This is a genomic window from Marinobacter guineae, from assembly GCF_002744735.1.
In the GTDB taxonomy this organism is placed as follows: domain Bacteria; phylum Pseudomonadota; class Gammaproteobacteria; order Pseudomonadales; family Oleiphilaceae; genus Marinobacter; species Marinobacter guineae.
In genome coordinates this window covers 500,285-520,592 of record NZ_KZ319340.1, presented here as the reverse complement: position 1 = coordinate 520,592, position 20,308 = coordinate 500,285, and the positions used below count along the sequence as shown (strand labels likewise).

Annotated in this window: 15 protein-coding genes; 5 read left to right on the top strand and 10 right to left on the bottom strand. The window is 57.1% G+C overall.

Annotated features, from left to right (window positions below; all coding sequences use genetic code 11):
• Positions 1-21 precede the first annotated feature (21 nt).
• Complete coding sequence (locus tag CLH62_RS10430) at positions 22-1,443, bottom strand: HDOD domain-containing protein (RefSeq protein ID WP_099618096.1); 1,422 nt, start codon at positions 1,441-1,443, stop codon at positions 22-24.
• 202 nt (positions 1,444-1,645) lie between these two features.
• Between CLH62_RS10430 and CLH62_RS10425 the strand changes: the two genes are divergently transcribed.
• The 3 genes from CLH62_RS10425 to CLH62_RS10415 all read left to right on the top strand — a co-directional run bounded on the left by CLH62_RS10425 (position 1,646) and on the right by CLH62_RS10415 (position 4,282).
• Positions 1,646-2,653: a methionine ABC transporter ATP-binding protein gene (locus CLH62_RS10425; RefSeq protein WP_099618095.1), complete on the top strand. Its 1,008-nt coding sequence runs from the start codon at positions 1,646-1,648 to the stop codon at positions 2,651-2,653.
• Positions 2,653-3,318, top strand: coding sequence for a methionine ABC transporter permease (locus CLH62_RS10420; RefSeq protein ID WP_099618094.1), 666 nt, complete (start codon positions 2,653-2,655; stop codon positions 3,316-3,318). Before CLH62_RS10425 ends, CLH62_RS10420 begins: the two co-directional genes overlap by 1 nt.
• A 181-nt stretch (positions 3,319-3,499) precedes the next feature.
• On the top strand, positions 3,500-4,282 hold the full coding sequence (locus tag CLH62_RS10415; RefSeq protein WP_099618093.1) for a MetQ/NlpA family ABC transporter substrate-binding protein: 783 nt from the start codon (positions 3,500-3,502) through the stop codon (positions 4,280-4,282).
• 160 nt (positions 4,283-4,442) lie between these two features.
• Here the strand turns inward: CLH62_RS10415 and CLH62_RS10410 are convergent, their stop codons facing one another.
• Positions 4,443-5,096 carry a peroxiredoxin gene (locus tag CLH62_RS10410; RefSeq protein WP_099618092.1) on the bottom strand — a complete coding sequence of 218 codons (654 nt, stop codon included), beginning with the start codon at positions 5,094-5,096 and terminating at the stop codon, positions 4,443-4,445.
• A gap of 125 nt (positions 5,097-5,221) precedes the next feature.
• Positions 5,222-6,583, bottom strand: coding sequence for an alanine/glycine:cation symporter family protein (locus tag CLH62_RS10405; protein ID WP_099618091.1), 1,362 nt, complete (start codon positions 6,581-6,583; stop codon positions 5,222-5,224).
• A gap of 182 nt (positions 6,584-6,765) precedes the next feature.
• On the opposite strand from CLH62_RS10405, the gene CLH62_RS10400 reads away from it, so the two are divergent.
• Positions 6,766-7,197: a CBS domain-containing protein gene (locus CLH62_RS10400; RefSeq protein ID WP_099618090.1), complete on the top strand. Its 432-nt coding sequence runs from the start codon at positions 6,766-6,768 to the stop codon at positions 7,195-7,197.
• Between the two features lie 29 nt (positions 7,198-7,226).
• Entirely contained in the window at positions 7,227-8,069 is an 843-nt protein-coding gene (gene fghA, locus CLH62_RS10395) for an S-formylglutathione hydrolase (RefSeq protein WP_099618089.1), read from the top strand.
• Here the strand turns inward: fghA and CLH62_RS10390 are convergent.
• The 7 genes from CLH62_RS10390 to CLH62_RS10360 form a co-directional block, all read right to left on the bottom strand.
• Positions 8,064-9,188 carry an HD-GYP domain-containing protein gene (locus CLH62_RS10390; protein WP_099618088.1) on the bottom strand — a complete coding sequence of 375 codons (1,125 nt, stop codon included), beginning with the start codon at positions 9,186-9,188 and terminating at the stop codon, positions 8,064-8,066. The two genes, fghA and CLH62_RS10390, sit on opposite strands and share 6 nt — an antisense overlap.
• Before the next feature lie 96 nt (positions 9,189-9,284).
• On the bottom strand, positions 9,285-12,149 hold the full coding sequence (locus CLH62_RS10385) for an EAL domain-containing protein (RefSeq protein ID WP_099618087.1): 2,865 nt from the start codon (positions 12,147-12,149) through the stop codon (positions 9,285-9,287).
• On the bottom strand, positions 12,142-12,609 hold the full coding sequence (locus CLH62_RS10380) for a response regulator (protein WP_099618086.1): 468 nt from the start codon (positions 12,607-12,609) through the stop codon (positions 12,142-12,144). The genes CLH62_RS10385 and CLH62_RS10380 overlap by 8 nt, the downstream gene beginning before the upstream one ends.
• Positions 12,566-16,243 carry a PAS domain S-box protein gene (locus tag CLH62_RS10375; RefSeq protein ID WP_099618085.1) on the bottom strand — a complete coding sequence of 1,226 codons (3,678 nt, stop codon included), beginning with the start codon at positions 16,241-16,243 and terminating at the stop codon, positions 12,566-12,568. The genes CLH62_RS10380 and CLH62_RS10375 overlap by 44 nt, the downstream gene beginning before the upstream one ends.
• Entirely contained in the window at positions 16,236-18,482 is a 2,247-nt protein-coding gene (locus CLH62_RS10370) for an ATPase, T2SS/T4P/T4SS family (protein ID WP_099618084.1), read from the bottom strand. Before CLH62_RS10370 ends, CLH62_RS10375 begins: the two co-directional genes overlap by 8 nt.
• A gap of 9 nt (positions 18,483-18,491) precedes the next feature.
• Positions 18,492-19,643 (bottom strand): sensor histidine kinase, encoded by a 1,152-nt coding sequence (locus tag CLH62_RS10365; RefSeq protein ID WP_099618083.1) that lies wholly within the window; start codon positions 19,641-19,643, stop codon positions 18,492-18,494.
• A complete protein-coding gene (locus CLH62_RS10360) occupies positions 19,630-20,304 on the bottom strand; it encodes a GTP-binding protein (protein ID WP_099618082.1) in 675 nt (224 codons plus the stop codon). The genes CLH62_RS10365 and CLH62_RS10360 overlap by 14 nt, the downstream gene beginning before the upstream one ends.
• Positions 20,305-20,308 lie beyond the last annotated feature (4 nt).

Sequence of the window (20,308 nt, the reverse complement as noted above, 5' to 3'; positions counted from 1 at the left end):
CCCGGGGCTAGGCCCCGGGTATCAGCGGCTGGAAAGCAAAGTCAGGCAAAGCTGGGCGTTCTGGATGAAATGTCCGAATGCCGTCAGCTGGTCCTTCGAAGGCATGTAGGCCCCGGCTGCATTGTCCGCGTAAAAGAGTCCGATCAGACGTCCGTTCGCCTTGATCGGGCCGATCAGGGCGGGAATCTTGCCGAGCCAGCGGTCGTAGGCCACACCCTCCGATGTCGATTTTGGCTCATAGATGCTGCAGTGGGCATGGGGCAGAAGCGAGCCCAGTGGCCCGGTTCCATCTTTCTGGATCACAAGGTGGTCGCGCCACTCTTCGGTTCCGCGCCCGCCAAGCTTCCTCGGTACCAGTTCGTTGCCTGTCCGGTCGCTCATCAACAGGGCGACTCGCTGCATACCGACCGCCCTGTGGATTCCTTCGATGACAAGCTGGCAGACTTCGTTGATGTCCGGCTTTTCTGCCAGGCACTGACTCAGTTCACGCAGAATTTCCAGTTGCAGCTCCGGGTCCATATCCGGTGCTCTGATTGCGGCGTCACCGGCCCCTCGCTCGGCACCCGGCATCATGGCCGTGACCTGGGGAATGCCCAGAGAGACCGCAACCCGGGTTGCTTCCGATGCGTTCACCTTGAGTTGATCGCGGACCACGGCAGGGCTTTCGCCGATGTCCTTGCCCAATCGTTCCAGAACCTTGTCCATCTCCGGGCCGCTCCAGCCCTGTTCAGACAGCCTGGCCATCTCCACGGAATTGCGCACAAGACTGGAAGCCATGGAATTGGGCTGGCCGGGCGAAACCACGTCCCGGATGAACGGTCCCAGAGACCAGGCCTCCACCAGCCCACGGGTAATTTCGGTAAACGTTGAGTGCAGTACTGCTTTCTGCGCCTCCACCGGAGGCTCATCCAGCCGAAGGCGTTCTTCCAGCTCCTTGGCCTGATCGGTTTCGCAGGACCAGAATGCCAGCTCGCCGATGTTCATCAGCAGCGCCCCGATGAACACCTCTTCCAGCGCGGTTTCGTTCCTTTTGGGCATCAGGCACCGGGCCTGGACCGCCGCATGAATCGCCCGCGCCAGGCAGCGCAGCAGGTGGGGGCGGTCATTGCGTTGCAGGAGTGTGTCCACGACCAATGAGGAAATCGCCATGGATTTCACGGCGTCGAACCCGATCAGGGTAATGGCCCGGCTTACGGTGCTCACCTGTGTTCGGGTCTGGTTGTAGAACACGGTATTGGACAGCCGCAGAACCTGGGACGTGAGCTGGGCATCGTTGAGGATAACGTTTGCCAGCTCATTGACCGTGCTGTTCCGGTTGTCCGTCAGTTCGTTGATGCGCCGGAGCGTATTCGCCAGTACCGGCAGCTCGACTTTGCTGAGATAGGTGACCCATGCCTGGGTGGAGTTCATCCTTGAGGGCGTTGATTGTTTTTCGTCGGTCACGTTAGTGAGTCTCTGGGCAGCGCGCCTCTGGGAAATGTAAGGTTCTTTTGCGATCCAAGTTTAGTTCAGGCGGGTGTCTCGTGTCAGGTAACCGTTTGTGTAGGGATATTTACCCACCCGGCGAATCTGTCCGGAATTCGGGTTTGCCCGCCGTATCGGCTATAATCGCCGGTTTTAACGCTGCACCCACAAGGCGCTGACCGTGATTGTATTTGACCAGGTACAGAAGTCGTATCAGGTAGGCGGCCGGGCGATCCCCGCGCTACACCCCACCGATATGACCGTTGAAACCGGCGAAGTATTCGGCATCGTTGGCCACTCCGGCGCGGGCAAATCGACGCTGGTGCGACTGATCAACCTGCTGGAGCCACCCACCGGCGGCCGCATTCTGATCGACGACGAGAACATCACCGATTACGACGCCGCCGAGTTGCGGGCTTTTCGCCGCAAGGTCGGCATGATTTTCCAGCATTTCAATCTGCTGTCTTCGAAAACCGTGGCGGACAACATTGCCTTTCCCATGAAGCTGGCGGGTATCTACTCGAAAACCGAGATCCGGGAGCGGGTTCAGGAGTTGTTGGCACGGGTGAGCCTGGTCGACCAGGCGAGCAAATACCCGTCGCAGCTTTCCGGCGGCCAGAAGCAGCGAGTGGGCATTGCCCGGGCTCTGGCTTGCCGCCCCACTATCTTGCTGTGCGACGAAGCCACCAGTGCCCTGGACCCGCAAACCACCCAGTCGGTACTGAAACTGCTGGCCGACATCAACCGGGAGCTGGGCCTGACCATTGTGCTGATTACCCATGAAATGGACGTGGTGCGCCGGGTCTGCGACCGGGTGGCTGTGATGGACGCCGGCCGGGTAGTGGAAATGGGCCCGGTCAGCGACGTGTTCCTGCATCCGAAGCACCCGACCACCCGGGATTTCGTGTTTGAGAGCGAGAGCATCGACAGCCAGGAATTGCAGGAAGACCTGCAGAGGGCAAATGGCCGGATTTTGCGCCTTACCTTCAAGGGGGATTCCACTTATAAACCTCTGCTCGGCAGTGTTGCCCGGGAATCCGGTGTCGACTTCAGTATCCTCTCCGGTCGCATTGATCACATCAAGGACACGCCCTACGGCCAGCTGACCCTGTCCCTGGTGGGCGGCGATCTGGACATTGCCATGGGGGCGTTTGAGGCGGCCGATGTTCATGTGGAGGTGCTGCGCTGATGGAAGCCCTGTTGAGCAATGTAGACTGGACTGAGATTGGCTGGGCAAGCTGGGATACCCTGATAATGGTGGGTCTGTCCCTCCTGTTCAGCGTGCTGATTGGTCTTCCCGTAGGTGTGCTGCTGTTCCTCTTTGGCAAACGCCAGCTACTCGAGCAACCGGTGGCCTACGCGGTGCTGTCGTTCGTGGTAAACGTGCTGCGTTCGGTACCGTTTATCATCCTGCTGATCGTGATGATCCCGTTCACCGTCATGCTGATCGGAACGTCCCTCGGCGTTGCCGGTGCGATTCCTCCACTGGTAGCCGGTGGTGCTCCGTTCTTCGCCCGTTTGGTGGAAACCTCCCTCCGGGAAGTCGACAGGGGCATCATCGAAGCCACCCAGGCCATGGGTGCCAGCGTGAGGCAGATCATTCTGGGTGCCTTGTTACCCGAGGCACTTCCCGGAATTATCGCCGGCATCACGGTTACTGCCATTACGCTGGTGTCCTACGCGGCTATGTCTGGCGTTATCGGTGGCGGGGGTCTCGGTGACCTGGCCATCCGCTTCGGTTATCAACGATTCCAGACCGATGTGATGGTCATTACAGTCGCGTTACTGGTTATTTTTGTCCAAGTCCTACAAATGGTTGGCGACCGCTTAGTTCTGTATTTCAGCCGAAAGTAAACAAAGCCCGGTATAGGCACGCGGTCGGAAACCCCTTCCGAAAACGTGGAGCGCCAGGGATGGCGCGACCGAGCCCTACAGGGACGTATTTACGGGCGTTTTTCGGAAGGGGTTTCCGACCGTGGGCCGTACTCCCAAACTGAATTCACTCGTTCGAGATGTTTAACAGGAGAATCGATTTATGAATCTGAAGAAAACATTCGTGGCACTGGCTGCCGCAGCCACTTTCTCAGGCGCCGTTGCGGCCGAAGAGCTGTCGGTTGCCGCTACTCCCGTACCTCATGCAGAGATCCTGGAATTCGTGAAGCCGAAGCTGGCCGAGCAGGGTGTTGAGCTGGACGTTAAGGTATTCACCGACTACATCCAGCCAAACATTCAGGTTGACCAGAAGCGAATGGATGCGAACTTCTTCCAGCACAAGCCGTACCTGGAGTCGTTCAACGAGGGCCGGGGTACCAACCTGGTCACCGTTACCGGTGTTCACGTTGAGCCGTTTGGCGCCTATTCCAGCAAGATTGATTCGCTGGACGAGCTGAAGGACGGTGCCGTGGTCGCTATTCCGAACGACCCGACCAACGGTGGCAGGGCGTTGCTGCTTCTGCAAAAGGCCGGTCTGATTACCCTGAAGGATGACAGCAAGATTACTGCGACACCTCGTGATATCGCAGACAATCCGAAAAACCTGGACTTCAAGGAACTGGAGGCAGCAACGCTGCCGCGGATTCTCAACCAGGTGGACCTGGCGCTGATCAATACCAACTACGCGCTGGAGGCGGGCCTGAACCCGACTGAGGACGCGCTTCTGATCGAAGGCTCTGACTCGCCCTATGTGAATATCCTGGTCTCACGCCCGGACAACAAGGACAGCGACGCCATGCAGAAGCTGGCTGACGCGCTTACCTCCGAGGAAGTGAAGAACTTCATCATGAAAAAGTATGAAGGTGCCGTGGTTCCGGCATTCTGATGTTCGGGATTTCCGGGACAGACCTCCGGGGTCAGATGAAAGCTTTCATCTGACCCCGTCCTCACAAAAAAGCCGGACAGCGTTAACTGTCCGGCTTTTTTGAATCTAATTTCCGGGGTCGGAAGAACGCCTTCTTCTGCCCCCAACTTCAGTTATCTGATCAATCACCGCTCCAATTGGCTTTCGGGTCCGGTGTCATACGGAGGTAAGACTTCACCGCCTTGTAACCCTTCGGGAAGCGCTGCTTGATCTCGTCCTCATCCTGCAGGGATGGAACGATAACCACATCGCCGCCACGCTCCCAGTTACCCGGGGTCGCGACCTTGTGCTCATCGGTCAGCTGCAGCGAGTCGATAACCCGCAGAACTTCGTTGAAGTTACGACCGGTGCTGGCCGGATAGGTGATGATCAGGCGTACCTTCTTGTTCGGGTCGATCACGAACAGGGAGCGTACGGTCAGGCTGCTGTCGGCATTGGGGTGAATCATGTCGTACAGCTCGGACACCTTGCGATCCTGGTCTGCGATGATCGGGAAATTTACCGCGCAGCCCTGGGTTTCGTTGATGTCCTTGATCCACTCCTGGTGGGAGTCCACCGGGTCCACACTCAGGGCGATAGCCTTGACGTTGCGCTTGGCGAATTCGTCCTTGAGCTTGGCGGTCAGGCCCAGTTCGGTGGTGCAGACCGGGGTAAAGTCGGCCGGGTGCGAGAACAATATGCCCCAACTGTCGCCCAGCCAGTCATGAAACGAAATTTTTCCTTCACTGGAATCCTGCTCGAAATCGGGTGCGGTATCTCCGAGACGTAAGCTCATGTGTACTCTCCTTTGATCATGGTTGTGACAATTTCGCTTGTTATTCCGGCCCGAAAATCGCCGGGACTGTTCTCTGAGTGTATACAACAAACTGTGGTGCCGGGTGGAGCAAATACAAGGGGGCCTCAGACCCCCATGGCCTTCTCTTTCTCAAAGTGCTCCCGGGTCAGCTTGAACACCACAGGGCTGAGCAACAACAGGGCGATCAGGTTGGGCAGCGCCATCATGGCATTCAGCGTGTCTGCCACCAGCCACACGAAGCCCAGGTTCAGGGTAGCCCCCACCGGAATGGCGAGAATCCAGGCGACCCGGTATGGAACGATGGCCTTTACGCCAAATAGAAATTCAATGCAGCGTTCACCATAGAACGACCAGCCCAGGATGGTGGTGAAGGCGAAGACCGCGAGCGCAATGGCCACAAGGTAGTTGCCAACGCCTGGCAGCGCGTCCTCGAATGCCATGGAGGTGAGGGCTGCGCCGGATTCCCCGGAAGTCCAGGTGCCCGATGTGATGATAACCAGGCCGGTGATGGTGCAGATGATGATGGTATCGATGAAGGTGCCAAGCATGGCTACCATGCCCTGGTTGATCGGGTTCCGGGTTTGCGCGGCAGCGTGGGCAATGGGGGCTGAGCCCAGACCGGCTTCGTTGGAGAAAATTCCCCGGGCAACACCGAACCGGAGTGCGGCCCAGACCGCAGCACCGGCAAAACCACCCTCTGCGGCTATGGGGCTGAAGGCATGTTTGAACACCAGGCCAAACGCTGCCGGAATATCAGTCGCGTTGATGGCCAACACCACAAGTCCCGCAATCAGGTAGGAAACCGCCATCAACGGCACCAGGGCACTGGCGACATGGCCAATCCGGCGGATACCGCCGATAAGCACCATGCCCACCAGAACCATCAGGATGAGTCCGGTGACCCAGTGTGGCAGGCCGAAACTCGTCTGCATGACATCGGCCACCGAGTTGGCCTGCACGGTATTGCCGATACCGAATCCGGCAATCGCCGCAAAAATGGCAAACAGTACGCCAAGCCAGGCCCATTTACTGCCCAGCCCGTTGCGGATGTAATACATGGGGCCGCCAACATGGTCGCCGCGCTCGTCCACTTCCCGGTAACGGACCGCCAGGACCGCCTCGGAGTATTTGGTGGCCATGCCCACCAGGGCAGTGAGCCACATCCAGAACAGGGCGCCCGGGCCGCCCAGGAACACGGCAGTGGCAACGCCGGCAATGTTGCCGGTGCCAACGGTAGCGGACAGCGCGGTCATCAGGGCCTGGAACGGGGGAATTTCACCCTCCGATTCGGCGCCTGCGGCGGTGCGGCCTTTCCACATCAGCTTGAAGCCGGCACCGAGTTTCAGTACCGGCATCAGCTTGAGACCGAGGCTGAGGAACAGCCCGACACCCAGAATCATGACCAGCATGGGTGCACCCCAGACCAGTCCGTTTATATCACCGATAACTTGTTCAATGGCTTCCATGGGGTCTCCCTGTGCGTGCCATGGATTGGTTTCAATAGTTGACCCTGAAAGGGTATAACTAATTGAGTTTAGTCAGATATTTTCCTGTGTAAACTGGTAGGGTGGTAAAAGTGGTGGATTCGGGTGTGATTGCCTATGCTCATATCAAAGGCGTCCATCCACAAACGAGAGGGATTGTGCCCATGCGTTCACTTAAAGTTTCAGATGTCATGTGGAATCACATCGAGCCGATCCGGTATGGTACGCCGCTCACCAAAGTGGTGAAAACCCTGCTGCACAATCACGTGACCGGACTACCGGTGGTTGATGAGCACCGCCATGTGCTCGGCTTTATTTCCGAGCAGGATTGCATTCACGCCCTGCTGGTCAGCAGTTATCACTGCGAAGGCGACCCGATTGTGGACGATGTCATGTTCCGTAAGCCTCTGACGATATCCCCCGAGATGTCGGTGGTTGATCTCGCCCAGAACCTCGGCGCGGGCAAGCCCAAGGTGTACCCTGTAGTAGACCACGGCAAACTGCTTGGTATCGTTACGCGTACAGCCATCCTGGCGGAACTGGCGCGCACCGGTTGTGGGCTTGAGTTGCCCCGGTACGCCAGCGCCGAAGACTGATTCACTTTCTTTTAAAGATTGAGGCCACTATGGAACTCTTATCCACGAACGTCAGTTTCGAAGGAGAGCACCGCCGTTACCGGCATACCTCGGCCACCCTCGAATGCGACATGGAGTTCGCGGTTTATCTGCCGCCTGCGGCGGTGGGCTCCAACCCGAAAAAAGTGCCGGTCCTGTATTGGCTCTCCGGGTTGACCTGTACCGACCAGAACTTCATGCAGAAAGCCGGCGCCCAGAAGCGGGCCGCGAAACTGGGCATGGCAATTGTATGCCCCGATACCAGTCCGCGCGGGCTGAACCTGCCCGGAGAAGACGACAGCTACGACTTTGGCTCCGGGGCCGGCTTTTACATCAATGCCACCCAGCAGCCCTGGGCGCCCCATTACCGGATGTACGACTACGTGGTAAAGGAATTGCCCCAGCTGGTCGAGAATGAGCTTCCGGTAACCGACAAGCGTTCCATCAGTGGTCATTCCATGGGTGGCCACGGCGCGCTGATCGCTGCCCTGAAAAACCCGGGCCGCTATGCCTCGGTGTCGGCTTTTGCGCCGATCGCCAACCCCACCGAATGTCCATGGGGCCAGAAGGCCTTCAAAGGGTATCTCGGTGAGGATACCCGCAGCTGGGAGGAATGGGATGCGACTCTGCTGATCCCGACGGCCCGGGAACGCTTGCCGTTACTGGTTGATCAAGGTACTTCTGATGAGTTTCTCGATAGCCAGCTGAACCCGGATGCCCTCGCAGATGCCTGTGAGAAGTTCCACCACCACATCAACCTGCGCATGCACAGGGGATACGACCACAGCTACTTCTTCATTGCCTCGTTCATCGATGACCACCTGGATCATCATGCCGAAGCATTGGGGTTATGAGCGGAATCCCCACATCAGGCTGAAGTCCATGGAGGGCATGACTTCGGGCTCCTCAAGGGCCCGGATGTTGAACTCCAGAATACTGGTGTCCCGCTCGAAGGTGCCGGTGTAACGATTACCCCGGGGTCCGAATATGGCCTTTACGAAGGGCCCTCGGGCCCTTACCGGGCGGCCGGAGACTACCCCAACCTCGTTGTTGTCCAGGCGTACAAGAATGCCCGGTGGAAATTCTCCCAGAACCTGCAGCAGGGCTTTCGGTATCGCCGGCCTAAACTTGCCATCGGCCAGATTGGCAATCAGTTTTCGGGCATCGACAATGTTCATACGCTGGCGGTAGGCCCGCCTGGTGATCATCGCCACGTATCGCTCGGCCAGGGCCAGAATCTCCGCTTCCGGGCGTATTTCGGTGCCACTCAGGCCTTTGGGGTAACCACTGCCGTCGGCCTGCTCATGATGCTGGGCAATGATGGTCAGCAGCAGTTTGTTGTTGATACCCGCCGCCTGCAGTGCCTGTATGCTGCGCTCCGGATGTTTGCGAATCACGCCTCGCTGTTCATTGCTCAGAATCTTGTTTGACGCGTTCAGTTTGTCTGCAATGGGCACCAACGCCAGGTTGGCGGTAAGCGCAGCAGCCGTGAGCACACTGATTCGTTTTTCTTCCAGACCGAACTGTCGGGCGACGAACTGGCACAGGATGGCGTAAAAAATGATCTGTTCGTGAATGGTCGGGCCGATGGAATACAGGTGTACCAGCGCCAGGCTGGCATCGGGCGACTCCGTGCAGGTGCGCTCGATCATCCGGGCGAGGCCGAGCACGCGCTTCTGCGCCGACGGGTCGGAGTCCGTGATGGCCTTCAGTGTTGCTTCGAGGGTGTGGAGCAGGTCCGGGTAGTCCGCAAACGGATTGCGTTCCCGGTTGTCCTCGAACACTTCTTCCTGGGGGCGCTCAATCTTGCGGGGCTTGAACCGGCCTCGCTCGAACAGCTGTTCCAGTTGGGAGTTGGTCTGAATCACATAACCCTGGCGCAGGAGTACATTGCCGTCCGAATCGTAGACGTTCCAGGGTAGGGGCCGGCCAATGGTCAGCGCGCCGGGTGCGATTCGAACAAGATCGGTCAAAACAAAGCTTCCTGAATACTGCTTATGATCGCGACAGTCTACCTCTGAATCCGGATTCAACTCCAGTTGAAGCAGTGGTTTACGTGAAGCCTTCCATCAACTCTGCATGGCTGCGTGGTAATGGAAGGCTTTTTGAATCTGCTCGCGAATCTGCTGGTCATCCCAGGGCTTGGTCAGAAACTTGTAGATTGCCCCTTCGTTGATGGCATCGGTAACGGATTTCAGGTCCGTGTAGCCGGACAGTACGATACGGACGGTCTCCGGGTGGATGGCTTTGACCTGACTGAAAAACTCGGTGCCGGACATTTCGGGCATTCTCTGGTCCGATATGATGACCTGAACCTCGTTTCCAGCCAGCAGTTCGAAAGCCTCGCTGATGCTGGTCGTCGAAAGTATCCGATAGCCATCCCGGCGAAAAACCCGTGTCAGGGCTCGAAGGATATTCTCTTCATCGTCAAGCAGTAACAGGGTTTTCCGGTTGGTCGTTTCGGTTTCGTTCCTGGTTGTTGCGCAGGCACCGTGGGTGTTCATGTAGTTTTTGATATCCTCGAAGGGCATCGGCCGGGCAAACACGAATCCCTGCAGCAGATCACACTGGTGCTTTCTCAGGAAGGCCGCATGTGCTTCTGTTTCCACGCCTTCGGCGACGACCTCCAGACCAAGGTGGTGCGCCATGGAAATAACCCCCTGGGTAATGGCGGCATCGCTGCGGTTCTGAATGACATCTTTGATAAAAGACCGATCGATCTTGATCTTGTTGGCCGGCATGAGCTTGATGTAGCTGAGGCTCGAGAAACCTGTGCCAAAGTCGTCGATTGCAAGGCGGACACCCAATTCCCGGAGCTCGTGAAGTGTCTTGATCACCTGGTCGGTGTCATTAAGAATCGCCGACTCAACCACTTCAAGCTCCAACGCTTCCGGCGGCAGGCCTGAGCTGGCCAAGGCCTCCTGAACGGTTCTGATAAAATCGTCCTTGCGAACCTGAATAGGGGACACATTCACCGCCACCGAGCACTCCCGGAATCCTGCCGCGTGCAGCTTGACCATATCCCTGCAGGCTTTGTTCAGTACCTGTTTGCCGAGAGCAATGATCTGGCCGGTGTCCTCCGCCAGCGGGATGAAGTCGCCAGGGGAAATCAGCCCTCTGGAGGGGTGCTCCCAGCGTACAAGGGCTTCGACAGAACGAGCGCGACCGGTTCTGGAATCAATGACGGGCTGGTAATAGACGGTGAGGCTGTCGTCTTCAATCGCATCCTGCAACTCATTGCGCAGCTTCACCCGGTAGTTTGCAGAGGTATTGAGCTCCTCTGAAAACCATTGATAGGTGTTGCGTCCTTGCTGTTTGGCGCTGAACATGGCCAGGTCCGCCTGCTGGATCAGTTCCATCGGATTCTCGATAGAACCATCTGTCAGGGAAATACCAATACTTGCCGTGAGGTGGAGGTTTTGCTCTGTCAGCCGGTAGGGCATGGAAAGCTCGGAGATGGCTTTCTCTACAATCATGATGATGTCGTTGGCGTGGGCCAGATCGGGCAGAACCAGGACAAATTCATCGCCACTCATTCTGGCGACCGTGTCTCCGGACCGAACCATCGCCTTTAGTCGGCGAGCCACCTCGATGAGTACCTGGTCACCCACTCTGTGGCCAAGGGAGTCATTTATCAGTTTGAAACCGTCCAGGTCGATGAACAACAGGCCGACGAGCCTTCCGTAGCGATGGGCAAATTGACTTGCCTGAATCAGCCGGTCTTCCAGAAGCGCCCGGTTGGGAAGACGGGTGAGAACATCGTGGCTGGTGTTATAGGCCAGTTCGCTCTCAACGGATTTGCGCTCGGAAATGTCGTTCTGTATTCCGACAAAGTGGGTAATCTGGTTCTTGTCGTTTCTGATCGGTGAGAGATAGAGATCGTTCCAGAACGGTGTCCCGTCTTTTCGGTGGTTTCTCAGAACCGCAGAGACATCGCGGCCATTTTTGAGAGCTTCCCGAATTTCGGATAATGCCTGTTTATTGTCCGAATCGTTTTCTTCGCTCTGAAGAAACCGGCAGTTGTGCCCCAGGGCCTCTTCCTTGGTATACCCGGTAACGCGCTCAAATGTCGGATTCACGTACACTATGGGCAGGTCAGGCTGCTGGGCATCACAAACTACAATGCCGTTGGAGCTGGATTCAATGCATCTCTGGAACAACCGGAGTTTTCGGTTGCTGGCAATCTGCGCTGTCATGTCCGTCAACATTCGCAGAATCATATTGTTATGATTGATAACGATTGATTCCGACAGGACTTCGATGAACAGATCGCGGCCATCCCGGCTCTGGTGGTGCTCTAGCGAACTGCCGTCCCGCAGAATAAGACCTTCGAGCGAGACTGATGGACTCTGAGTCTGTTTTTGCAGGCTTGCCCAGCTACGATTTATAAGCTCTCTCTCGGAGTATCCATACAGATTCTGAGCCGCGCGATTCATGGACTGTATATCGCCGCTCTCAGGGTTAACCAGGCACATGGGCGCGGGATTGTTCTCGTACAGAAGCCGGTAATGGGCTTCGCTGTTTGCCAGACTTTCCGTGGCCACTGCCCGATCAATGGCATACCGGATACTGCGTATCAGGGTATGGCTGTCGATATCCCCCTTGGTGAGATAGTCGGTCGCACCCAGCTCTACCGCCCGGGTATCCAGTTCATCATCCCCCTGGCCGGTGAGAAGAATGAAAGGGGTTGTGATGCCCCTATCCCGGGCTTGCTGAATCAGATCCAGGCCGGAATCCGGCCCGAGCCGAAGATCAATCAGTGCAACATCCACCTGAAGGCTTTGCAGCGCCTGGATACCGGCGTCAAAACTGTCTCGCCAGTTCAGTTGGGTTGCTACCGGACTCGCGTCTGACAGGAGGTCGCGGGTAATCAGATAATCGTCTTCATCATCCTCAACCAGAAGAATGCGAAGAATCGGGTCGGTATTACTCATAATCATCCGGTTTGTGCAATGAATCGGTGTTTTGTGTGAAGTAGGGCTTCAGAGACTCGACGACGTCGAGCAGCTCCATGTACCGGGAGGGTTTGACGATGTAAGAGTTCGCGCCATTCTGCTGGCAGAACAGCCTGTCCTCGTCGTTCTCGGATGTTGTCATGACAACGATTGGCATGGCAACGTAGAGCGGATTCGCCCTGACTTCAGCGAGCGCCTCGCGGCCATCCTTGAGCGGCATATTCAGGTCCAGCAGGAGGAGATCGGGAATCAGGCCGGTCCCGGATTGGTCTGTGCCTGGACGTTCTCCGGAAAGGAACTTCATCAGTTCCTCGCCATCCTGGACGAAATGAAGCCGACAATGGGGGCAACGCTCCCCGAAGGCTTCCTGAATCATCATGCGGTCATCCGGATCGTCATCGGCGATCAGTATGAAGGGTGCGGGACTGACTCTGTCCATGCTTTGCCTCACTATCCGGCTCTTCGTTCCTGAAACGGATTCGGAATGTGGTTCCTTCGCCCGGTGCACTCTCCGTGCGGATATCGGCGCCATGGCGATCAAGGATCTTCTTCACAATCGCCATTCCTATGCCCGTGCCGGCGTAGGTCTCGCGTTTGTGCAGGCGCTGGAACGGGTGGAAAACCTTTTCTGCGTATTTGAGATCGAAGCCAATTCCATTGTCGCTGACAACCAGTGTCCATGATCCTGGCGTTATATCTTCAGGGTAGATCATTATCGTCGGTGTTTGGTCCGGGTCATGGAATTTGATGGCATTGCTGATCAGGTTCTGGAATACCTGCCGCAGCTGGGTCGCATCCCCTTTCACCGGGGGAAGAGGGGTCAGTTCAATGTTTGCCTTCTCGGCGGTGATGGATGTTTCCATGTCTTGCAGCACATCGAGAACAATGCTCTGGGTATCGCAGGATTCTAAAGGCTTTGCCCGGGTGGTCACCCGGGAATAGGAGAGCAGGTCTTTAATCAGTGATTGCATCCTGGCAGCAGCGGACTGCATGCGGTTCAGATAGTCTTTTTCCTCAGGGCCGAACTGGTGGGACTTAACCAGCAGTCGGTCGGAAAAAGCCTGGATCTTCCGCAGAGGCTCCTGGAGGTCGTGAGAGGCGACAAACGCAAAGTCCTGAAGCTCTCTGTTGCTTCTCTCCAGCTCTTCCATGGTCGCTTCGAGCTTCCACTGAGCTTCCTTTCGTTCGCGGATGCTGCGGTAATAAACGGCCAGCCCCTCGTCAGACGGGTAAGCGCTCACCTCCAGCCACTCATTCAGGGGCGCGTAATAGGCCTCAAAGGAAACCGACTCGCCGGTTGTCATGGCGAGCCCATACATTTCATCAAATTCGCTTCCGATGGTGGCCGGAAACATCTCCCAGAGACTGTGGCCCAGCAACTCGTCCCGGGACCTGCGAAGAAGTTCCTCGGACCGGCGGTTCACATAGGTAAATCGCCATTCCCGGTCGACCGTGAAAAAGGCATCGGTAATGCTTTCGAAAATGGTCGCCTGTCGTTCGGCAAAGCGCTTGATCTGCTCCATGGCCTGACGAGAAACAGTGATGTCCTGGAAACCGCCTTGTAGCCCTATGATGTCCCCTTCATCGTTTTTGACGGCATGACCGATGACTCTTGCCCACCGAAGCCTCCTGTTGGCGGTTCGGAACTGAACATCCTCATCGAACGGAATTCCGGTTTCGCTACAGAGCTCAATCGCATCAGTCAGTATTTGACGGGATTCGTCTGTATAGAAGTTGAGGGCATTGTCCAGATCAGGCACTTCACCGGCTGGCAGTTCGAAGATATCAAACATGACGGCAGTCCAGGCAGTTTTGCCAGATGGAATCTCAACGGTCCAGCCACCGATCATGGCGGTTTGTTCCGCGATCCGGAGCAGGGTTTCGCTATGTTTTAATCGTTCCTGGGTCTTGAGGGCTTCGGTGATGTCCCGGGCGACAACGTAGATCAGGTCGTCCGCACTTAAAATTGCGTTGATCTGCAGCCAGTGTTCGTTCCCGGCTGTATCCAGAGCCCTGACGAACAGGTTCTGAACCTCCCCGCCATCCGTCAGGGTCTGCACCGCTTCAACAACTTTATCCTGGTCGTCGGAATGGAGCAGACCCATGTAGGAGGTGCCCAGCAGTTGCTCGCGCGTGTAGCCCAGCGTTTCAACAAATGTGTTGTTCACCTCGAAGAAGTGACTGTTCAGATCGACAATGCAGAACATGTCCGGCGAGAGCGAGAAGAACTGGTCGCGCTCCCGGGTCAGGGTTTCGGCGACCAGTTCACCACTGATGTCGCGGCCAACGCAAAACAGCGCGTTATCGTCCCGTGACCACTCCGCTGTCCAGGAAACCGTCACCGTGTGGCCATCCTTGTGGCGGAGTCGGTTTCGGAAGCCGGAGGTCTTGTCACTCTGACCGGTGGCAAGCTTGCGAACCTCCTCGGCGGTGGAGCCCCGGTCCTCTGGTAGTACAAGAATGTCATAGGGTTGGCCTTTCAGTTCTCCCGGGGCGTAGCCAAGAACTACTTCACTGGCGGGGCTTACGGTCAGGAATCGTCCGGAGGGGCTGATTGAGCAGAGAATATCCCGGGAAAACTCCATGATCTTTTCATTGATGTGTCGAAGCCCCCGCTCTTCCTCGAGATGGAAGTTCAGCACGTCATTGAATTCACCGAGAACCCTGGAGCGGCGTTCCGACTCGCGCCAGAAAAGGTGTGTCAGCATGACCAGAAAGCTGAGTCCCAGGCCAGTGAAAAGTATCATAGGGGGCAGGTACAGCTCGCCCGAGGGCAGGGAACCACGAGGCATGTAGACATCCATACGCCACTCACTGTCGTGATGGGCTTCAACAGTGGCGGTTGCGAGCAGAACCTTTTCAGATGCATCGAGTTCCGGTGACGTATCAAAGATCTTTTGAGCTTGGTGAAATACTGCCAGGTCCAGTGCCCCATCGTAATGCTGAATAAGGCCCTCATATACGCTCTGTAGATCAACCACCGCGATGACAGGCCAGGACAGCCCGGGTTCGGGTGTCACGGGCACGGCGATGACCGCATGGGCACGACCTTCCCGATCTGGCATTGGCTCGCTGAGGTGCGATGCCCTGGCGTCGATAATGTGTTGGAGCCAGGCTCCGGTATTATCGCTTTCCAGGAACCTGTCCAGCCAGGAACGATAGTCCAGAGTTCGTGATTCAACGCGCACTGGCCGCATGTCACGGTCGAGAATGGCGATCAGTCGCAGCTCGGGAAAATCTCGCAGGTAGCTGCTGACTTCCTGCTCCCAGAACAGGTTTGAGGGCAGGTCGTTCAAAAGTTCCCAGCGTTCAGCGAGTCGCCTGATCAAGGCCAGTTTGACGCTGTAGGCCGATGCGCTGGTGGCGGCCAGCTGGGTTGCCAGCGCCTCGGCCCGTCCAGTCAGGTTGTCACTGTACTGCAGGCGTATGATGTGCCAGCTGATGGTTGTCAACAGGATACCGAGTACGCCAACCAGGATGAGACTCCGGGAGTACACAGGAATATCCCGGTGATAAATCCTGTACAGGAAGGGCAGGGTCAGGCTGATCAGGATCAGCAGTGGGCTGACCACGATCGTGGACTCGGCAATACTGCCAACGCCGGCCATTTCAAAAGCGGGGTACCAGTGGGACAGCAGGGATAACAGACCTGTTGTGAACACGACAGGCGTGGCAATCCTGCCCACTACCCAGCCCCGCGACAGGTGTATGGCGGCAAGGGCGCTCAGGACAATGAATGCTATGGCCAGGAACAGAACAGGTTTGATTGCCAGGATCTGGAAACCGGCTCCCAACGGAAGAATCGGGACGGCCGCAAAGACTGTTGCCGTCACAAGAACCGACAGGCCAATCCCTGTGGCCAGTTTCTGCAGCTGAAACAACAGGGCAAGGAACATACAGCTGAGCAGGATGGCAAGGATGCCGCCGCCCGGGTGGAGGGAGATCCGCCCCGGAGTTTCCCCACCGCCAATGCAAAAATCATAGAGGATCACGCCACCCACAGATGCCAGCGAAATTGCCAGCGCCAGAGTGAGGCAAAACCAGAAAATTTCCCGATTCCGAGTGCTAACCATTCAGCACCTGTGGCCCAAGAAGCCTTAGCACTTCTTCCGCAGTGGTGACGCCTTCCCTGAGTTTCTCCAAGGCATCGTCCAGCAGAATCCTCATGCCCTGTTCCCGGGCTATGGTTTCGATCTGCATCGCGCTGGCTCCCTCCGTGATTGCGGTTCTGAGATCCTCGTTCATGGTCAGCACTTCATGAATGGCTGCTCTGCCTTTATAGCCTTTGTGGCATTTTTCGCAGCCTTTCCCCCGGTAAAAGGCAAACGGCGCTTCCAGGAACTGTGGACCCAGCTGGGCAAGAGCGTCGGCGGGACGTGAGATTTCCTCTCGGCAGTGGTTACATATTCGCCTGACCAGCCGCTGGGCGATAATGGCTTCCAGGGCCGATGCCAGCACAAAAGGCTTCAGGCCAAGATCCAGCAGACGGGCGACCGTGGCTGCTGCCGAGCTGGTGTGCAGGGTGGAATACACCAGGTGCCCTGTCATGGCGGCGTGGAAGGCAACGTCTGCGGTTTCCTCGTCCCGGATCTCGCCAAGCAGGATGACGTCCGGGTCCTGACGAAGGATGGCCCTGAGGACACTGGCGAAGCTCAGGCCGATGCGCTCTTTTACGGGCACCTGCCCGGCCATGTCGACATGGAACTCGACCGGATCTTCAATGGTGACGTAGTTTCGTTCCGACGAGGCGTTGTGTTGCAGCAGGGCATAAAGAGTGGTGGTCTTGCCGCTGCCGGTGGGGCCGGTTGCCAGAATAATGCCCTGGGGCTTTGCGACAACGTGCATGAGGCGTTTCATGTTGTGCTCGGAAAGCCCCATGTCAGCCAGGGACTGGGCCGAGGATTGGCGTTCGAGCACCCGCATCACGACTTTTTCACCATTGATGGTCGGCAGGGTGGAAATCCGAAGGTCCACGATGCGCATGGGCGTTTTCACGGTAATGCGGCCATCCTGGGGTTTGCGCCGTTCGGTAATATCCAGTTCGGCCATCACCTTGATGCGGGAAACCACCGACATCAAGAGGTTGGTGGGGATGTGAATCTTGTCCTGGAGCACGCCATCAATACGGTAACGAACAACCAGTGATTTTGTACGGGGGTGGACGTGGATGTCACTGGCGCCAAGCCTTAGTGCCTCCAGAATAATGGCATTCACCAGGCGGATGGCAGGTGGTTCCTCAGAGCTGCCCAGCAGCTGCTCCAGGGATTCCTGGTCTGACTCGTCGTCGAGTACGATTTCGATGCCCTCATAAGGGTCATCAGTACCGACACGGGTGGTAATGTCATCCAGATCGTTGGTTTCACCAAAAATCTCTGTCAGTTTCGCCTGCATCTGCGAGGTTTCGCACAGCAACGGATGAATGGTGTAGCCGGTCATGAACCCGAGTTCGTCGATCAGGTTGATGTCCATGGGGTCTACCATGGCAAGACGCAGGCGCTGACCACTGGCACGCAATGGCAGGACCAGCTGGCGGGTACAGATCTTCTGGGGTACCAGTGACAGCAGACTGGGATCCGGCTGGAATTCCCGCAGATCAATCTCTTCGAACAGCATGTCATCCCGGAGCATCTCGAACACCTTGCGGAAATCCACCCATTCGTGTTTCAGGAGCTGGCGGACTACCGGTGTTTTCTGGCTCTGCATTTCCCGGTGCAGCTGTTGAATCTGCTGTGGATTGAGCCAGCCTTTCTTGTGCAGCAGGATAGCGAGCTGGCTGCGGTTGGTGGCGGTCAGCTTGCTGATGGTTTCCAGATCACGGCTCTGCTTTTTGGTTTGCTGTTCCAGGGTACGGGTACGCTGGATGAGTTCATACTGTTCCAGTGCAAGAGCAATAGTCAGGCGGATATCATCATCGTTCCAGGGCTTCAGAATGAACCGGTAAACCGCGCCGTCTTTGATCGAACCCATAACCGCATCTGTGTTGGCGTGGCCGGTCAGCATTATGCGGATGGTCCGGGGCCACCGCTCGCGCACCTCCCGGAGCAGCTCGCTGCCGTTCATGCCTGGCATCATGAAATCGGTCATGATCAGCTCTACCGGCTGTTTCTCCAGAATGCGCAGGGCCTCTTCACCGTTGCGGGCAAACAGCAGTTCATAATTCTCGCGCTGAAAAACGCGACGCAGCGAAGCCAGGATGTTGGGCTCGTCGTCCACCAGCAGGAGTTTGTAGGGGGCCTTCTTTGCCTCCGGAGCTTCTTCCGGCTGGCTCCCTGACTCCTCACCGTGGAATAGTGATGCGTAGCGTTTTGCCATAGTGGGTCCCTAAGAGCCTTTTACCGGCAGGGTGAGTGTCACTCGGGTGCCTGTCCTCGGGTGGCTGTCGATCGTCACGTTGCCGTTGTGGGCTCGAACAGTATCTCGGGCCACGGTGAGCCCGAGTCCAGTGCCGGATCCAACGGGCCGCGTGGTAAAAAATGCGTCAAAAATCCGGGCGCGGCTTGCCTCGGGTATGCCGCAACCGTTGTCCTGGATAACGATCCGGACGGTGTCTCCCTGCACCTGTGACTGCACCAGAATGCGTCCGCTGGCATCGTCCGCTGCCTCATCCCTGAGCGCCTGGGCGGCATTGTCCAGGAGATTGAAAAAGGTCTGGGACAGCCGGGAAGGATGCCCGGAAACCTGCGGAAGTTCGTTCAGCCGCTCAATGATCTGCAGGCTGTGACTGTACTCCGTCTGGACCAGGTGGACGGCACTTTGCAACAGATCATTGACGTTGCATAGGGAGTAGTCTGCCTGGTCAATGCTGGAAAAGGTTTTCAGGTCAGCCACAATACTGGCAATCCGGCTGGTCCCGTCTATGGATTCGGTGAGCAGTTCCTGGAAGTCCTGGAGCAGATCCCGGTTGGCAGGCGTGTCGGGAGCGATCTCCTTCAGGTCTTCCACGTAATCCCGCGCCACTCGCAGGTTGCTGCTGATAAACCCGATGGGGTTATTGATTTCGTGGGCGACGCCAGCCGCCAGTTGGCCGACTGACCTAAGCCGGGCACTCTCGAACAGCTCCTGCTGGGTTTGCCGAATCACGTCAACCTGTTCGTCCACCGTCTGCTGAAGCTTCCCGGACAGTTCCCGGAAACGGGTTTCGGACGCCTTCAGCGCCTCGTTCTGGCGCTGGAGCTCAGCGTAGCTTGCTTCGGTTGTGTCGTGATGCAGGTTGGCGGCGAGCCGGTATTTGGCGACAAACATCATCAGAAACGACACCAGCTCTGCCGCTGCCAGCTGTTCGTCCCGGGAACCGCCGCCAGATAACCAGCCGACCCTCTCCAGGTTGAACTCCACGGGGACCGAATCACCGGCCTTGTGTTCGCTGAGGGTGACCGGCTCCTTGCACAGGCCGCTGAGGGCCCGGTTCAGTCGTTGGAGCTGGTCTGCACTGAGCAGTTCCTGCAGGGTGGGGTCATCCTCAAAGCTTCGCATGCTCAGCCTCATGACTGGCACTGAGGCCATCGATGAAAATGTGCCGGCTTATACCGTGTTGCTGCTCCAGGGTAAACTCTTCGTTGATGACTGTGTACAGGCGGTCAAGGAGTGTCCGGAAACTCTCGATAACCCCTCTGCCCTGAAGCGCTGACGCCATCACGAGCGGTGCCCATGGTGTGGAGGCCCAGCGATGTTGCAGCTCCTGTTCATCGACAACGCCGGGAATGTCGCGTTTGTTGAACTGAACGACCATGGGCAGGGTATCGATGTCGAGGCCCACTTTCTCAAGGTTTTCCTCAAGGTTTCCGAACGCTGTCGCGTTGTTGTCCTGCTGTGAGGGCTGGGAATCGGCCACGAATACCACGCCATCGGCCCTTGAAAGCACTGCCTTGCGGGTGCTGTCATGCTGCACCTGGCCGGGAACGGTATAAAGCTTCAAGCGCAGATCAAGACCCGAATTGCCGCGCAAGCCGATGGGCAGCATGTCGAAGAACAGGGTGCGGTCGTCCCGGGTTTCAAGCACCATCAACTCCCCCTTCCGCTCCGGATTCAGCAGGGAATGAAGCTGCATGAGGTTGGTGGTCTTGCCGCTGAGGGCGGGGCCGTAAAACACAACCTTCAGCGTCAGCTTGTTATCGTCTGCTTGGAAATCAGGCATTGGC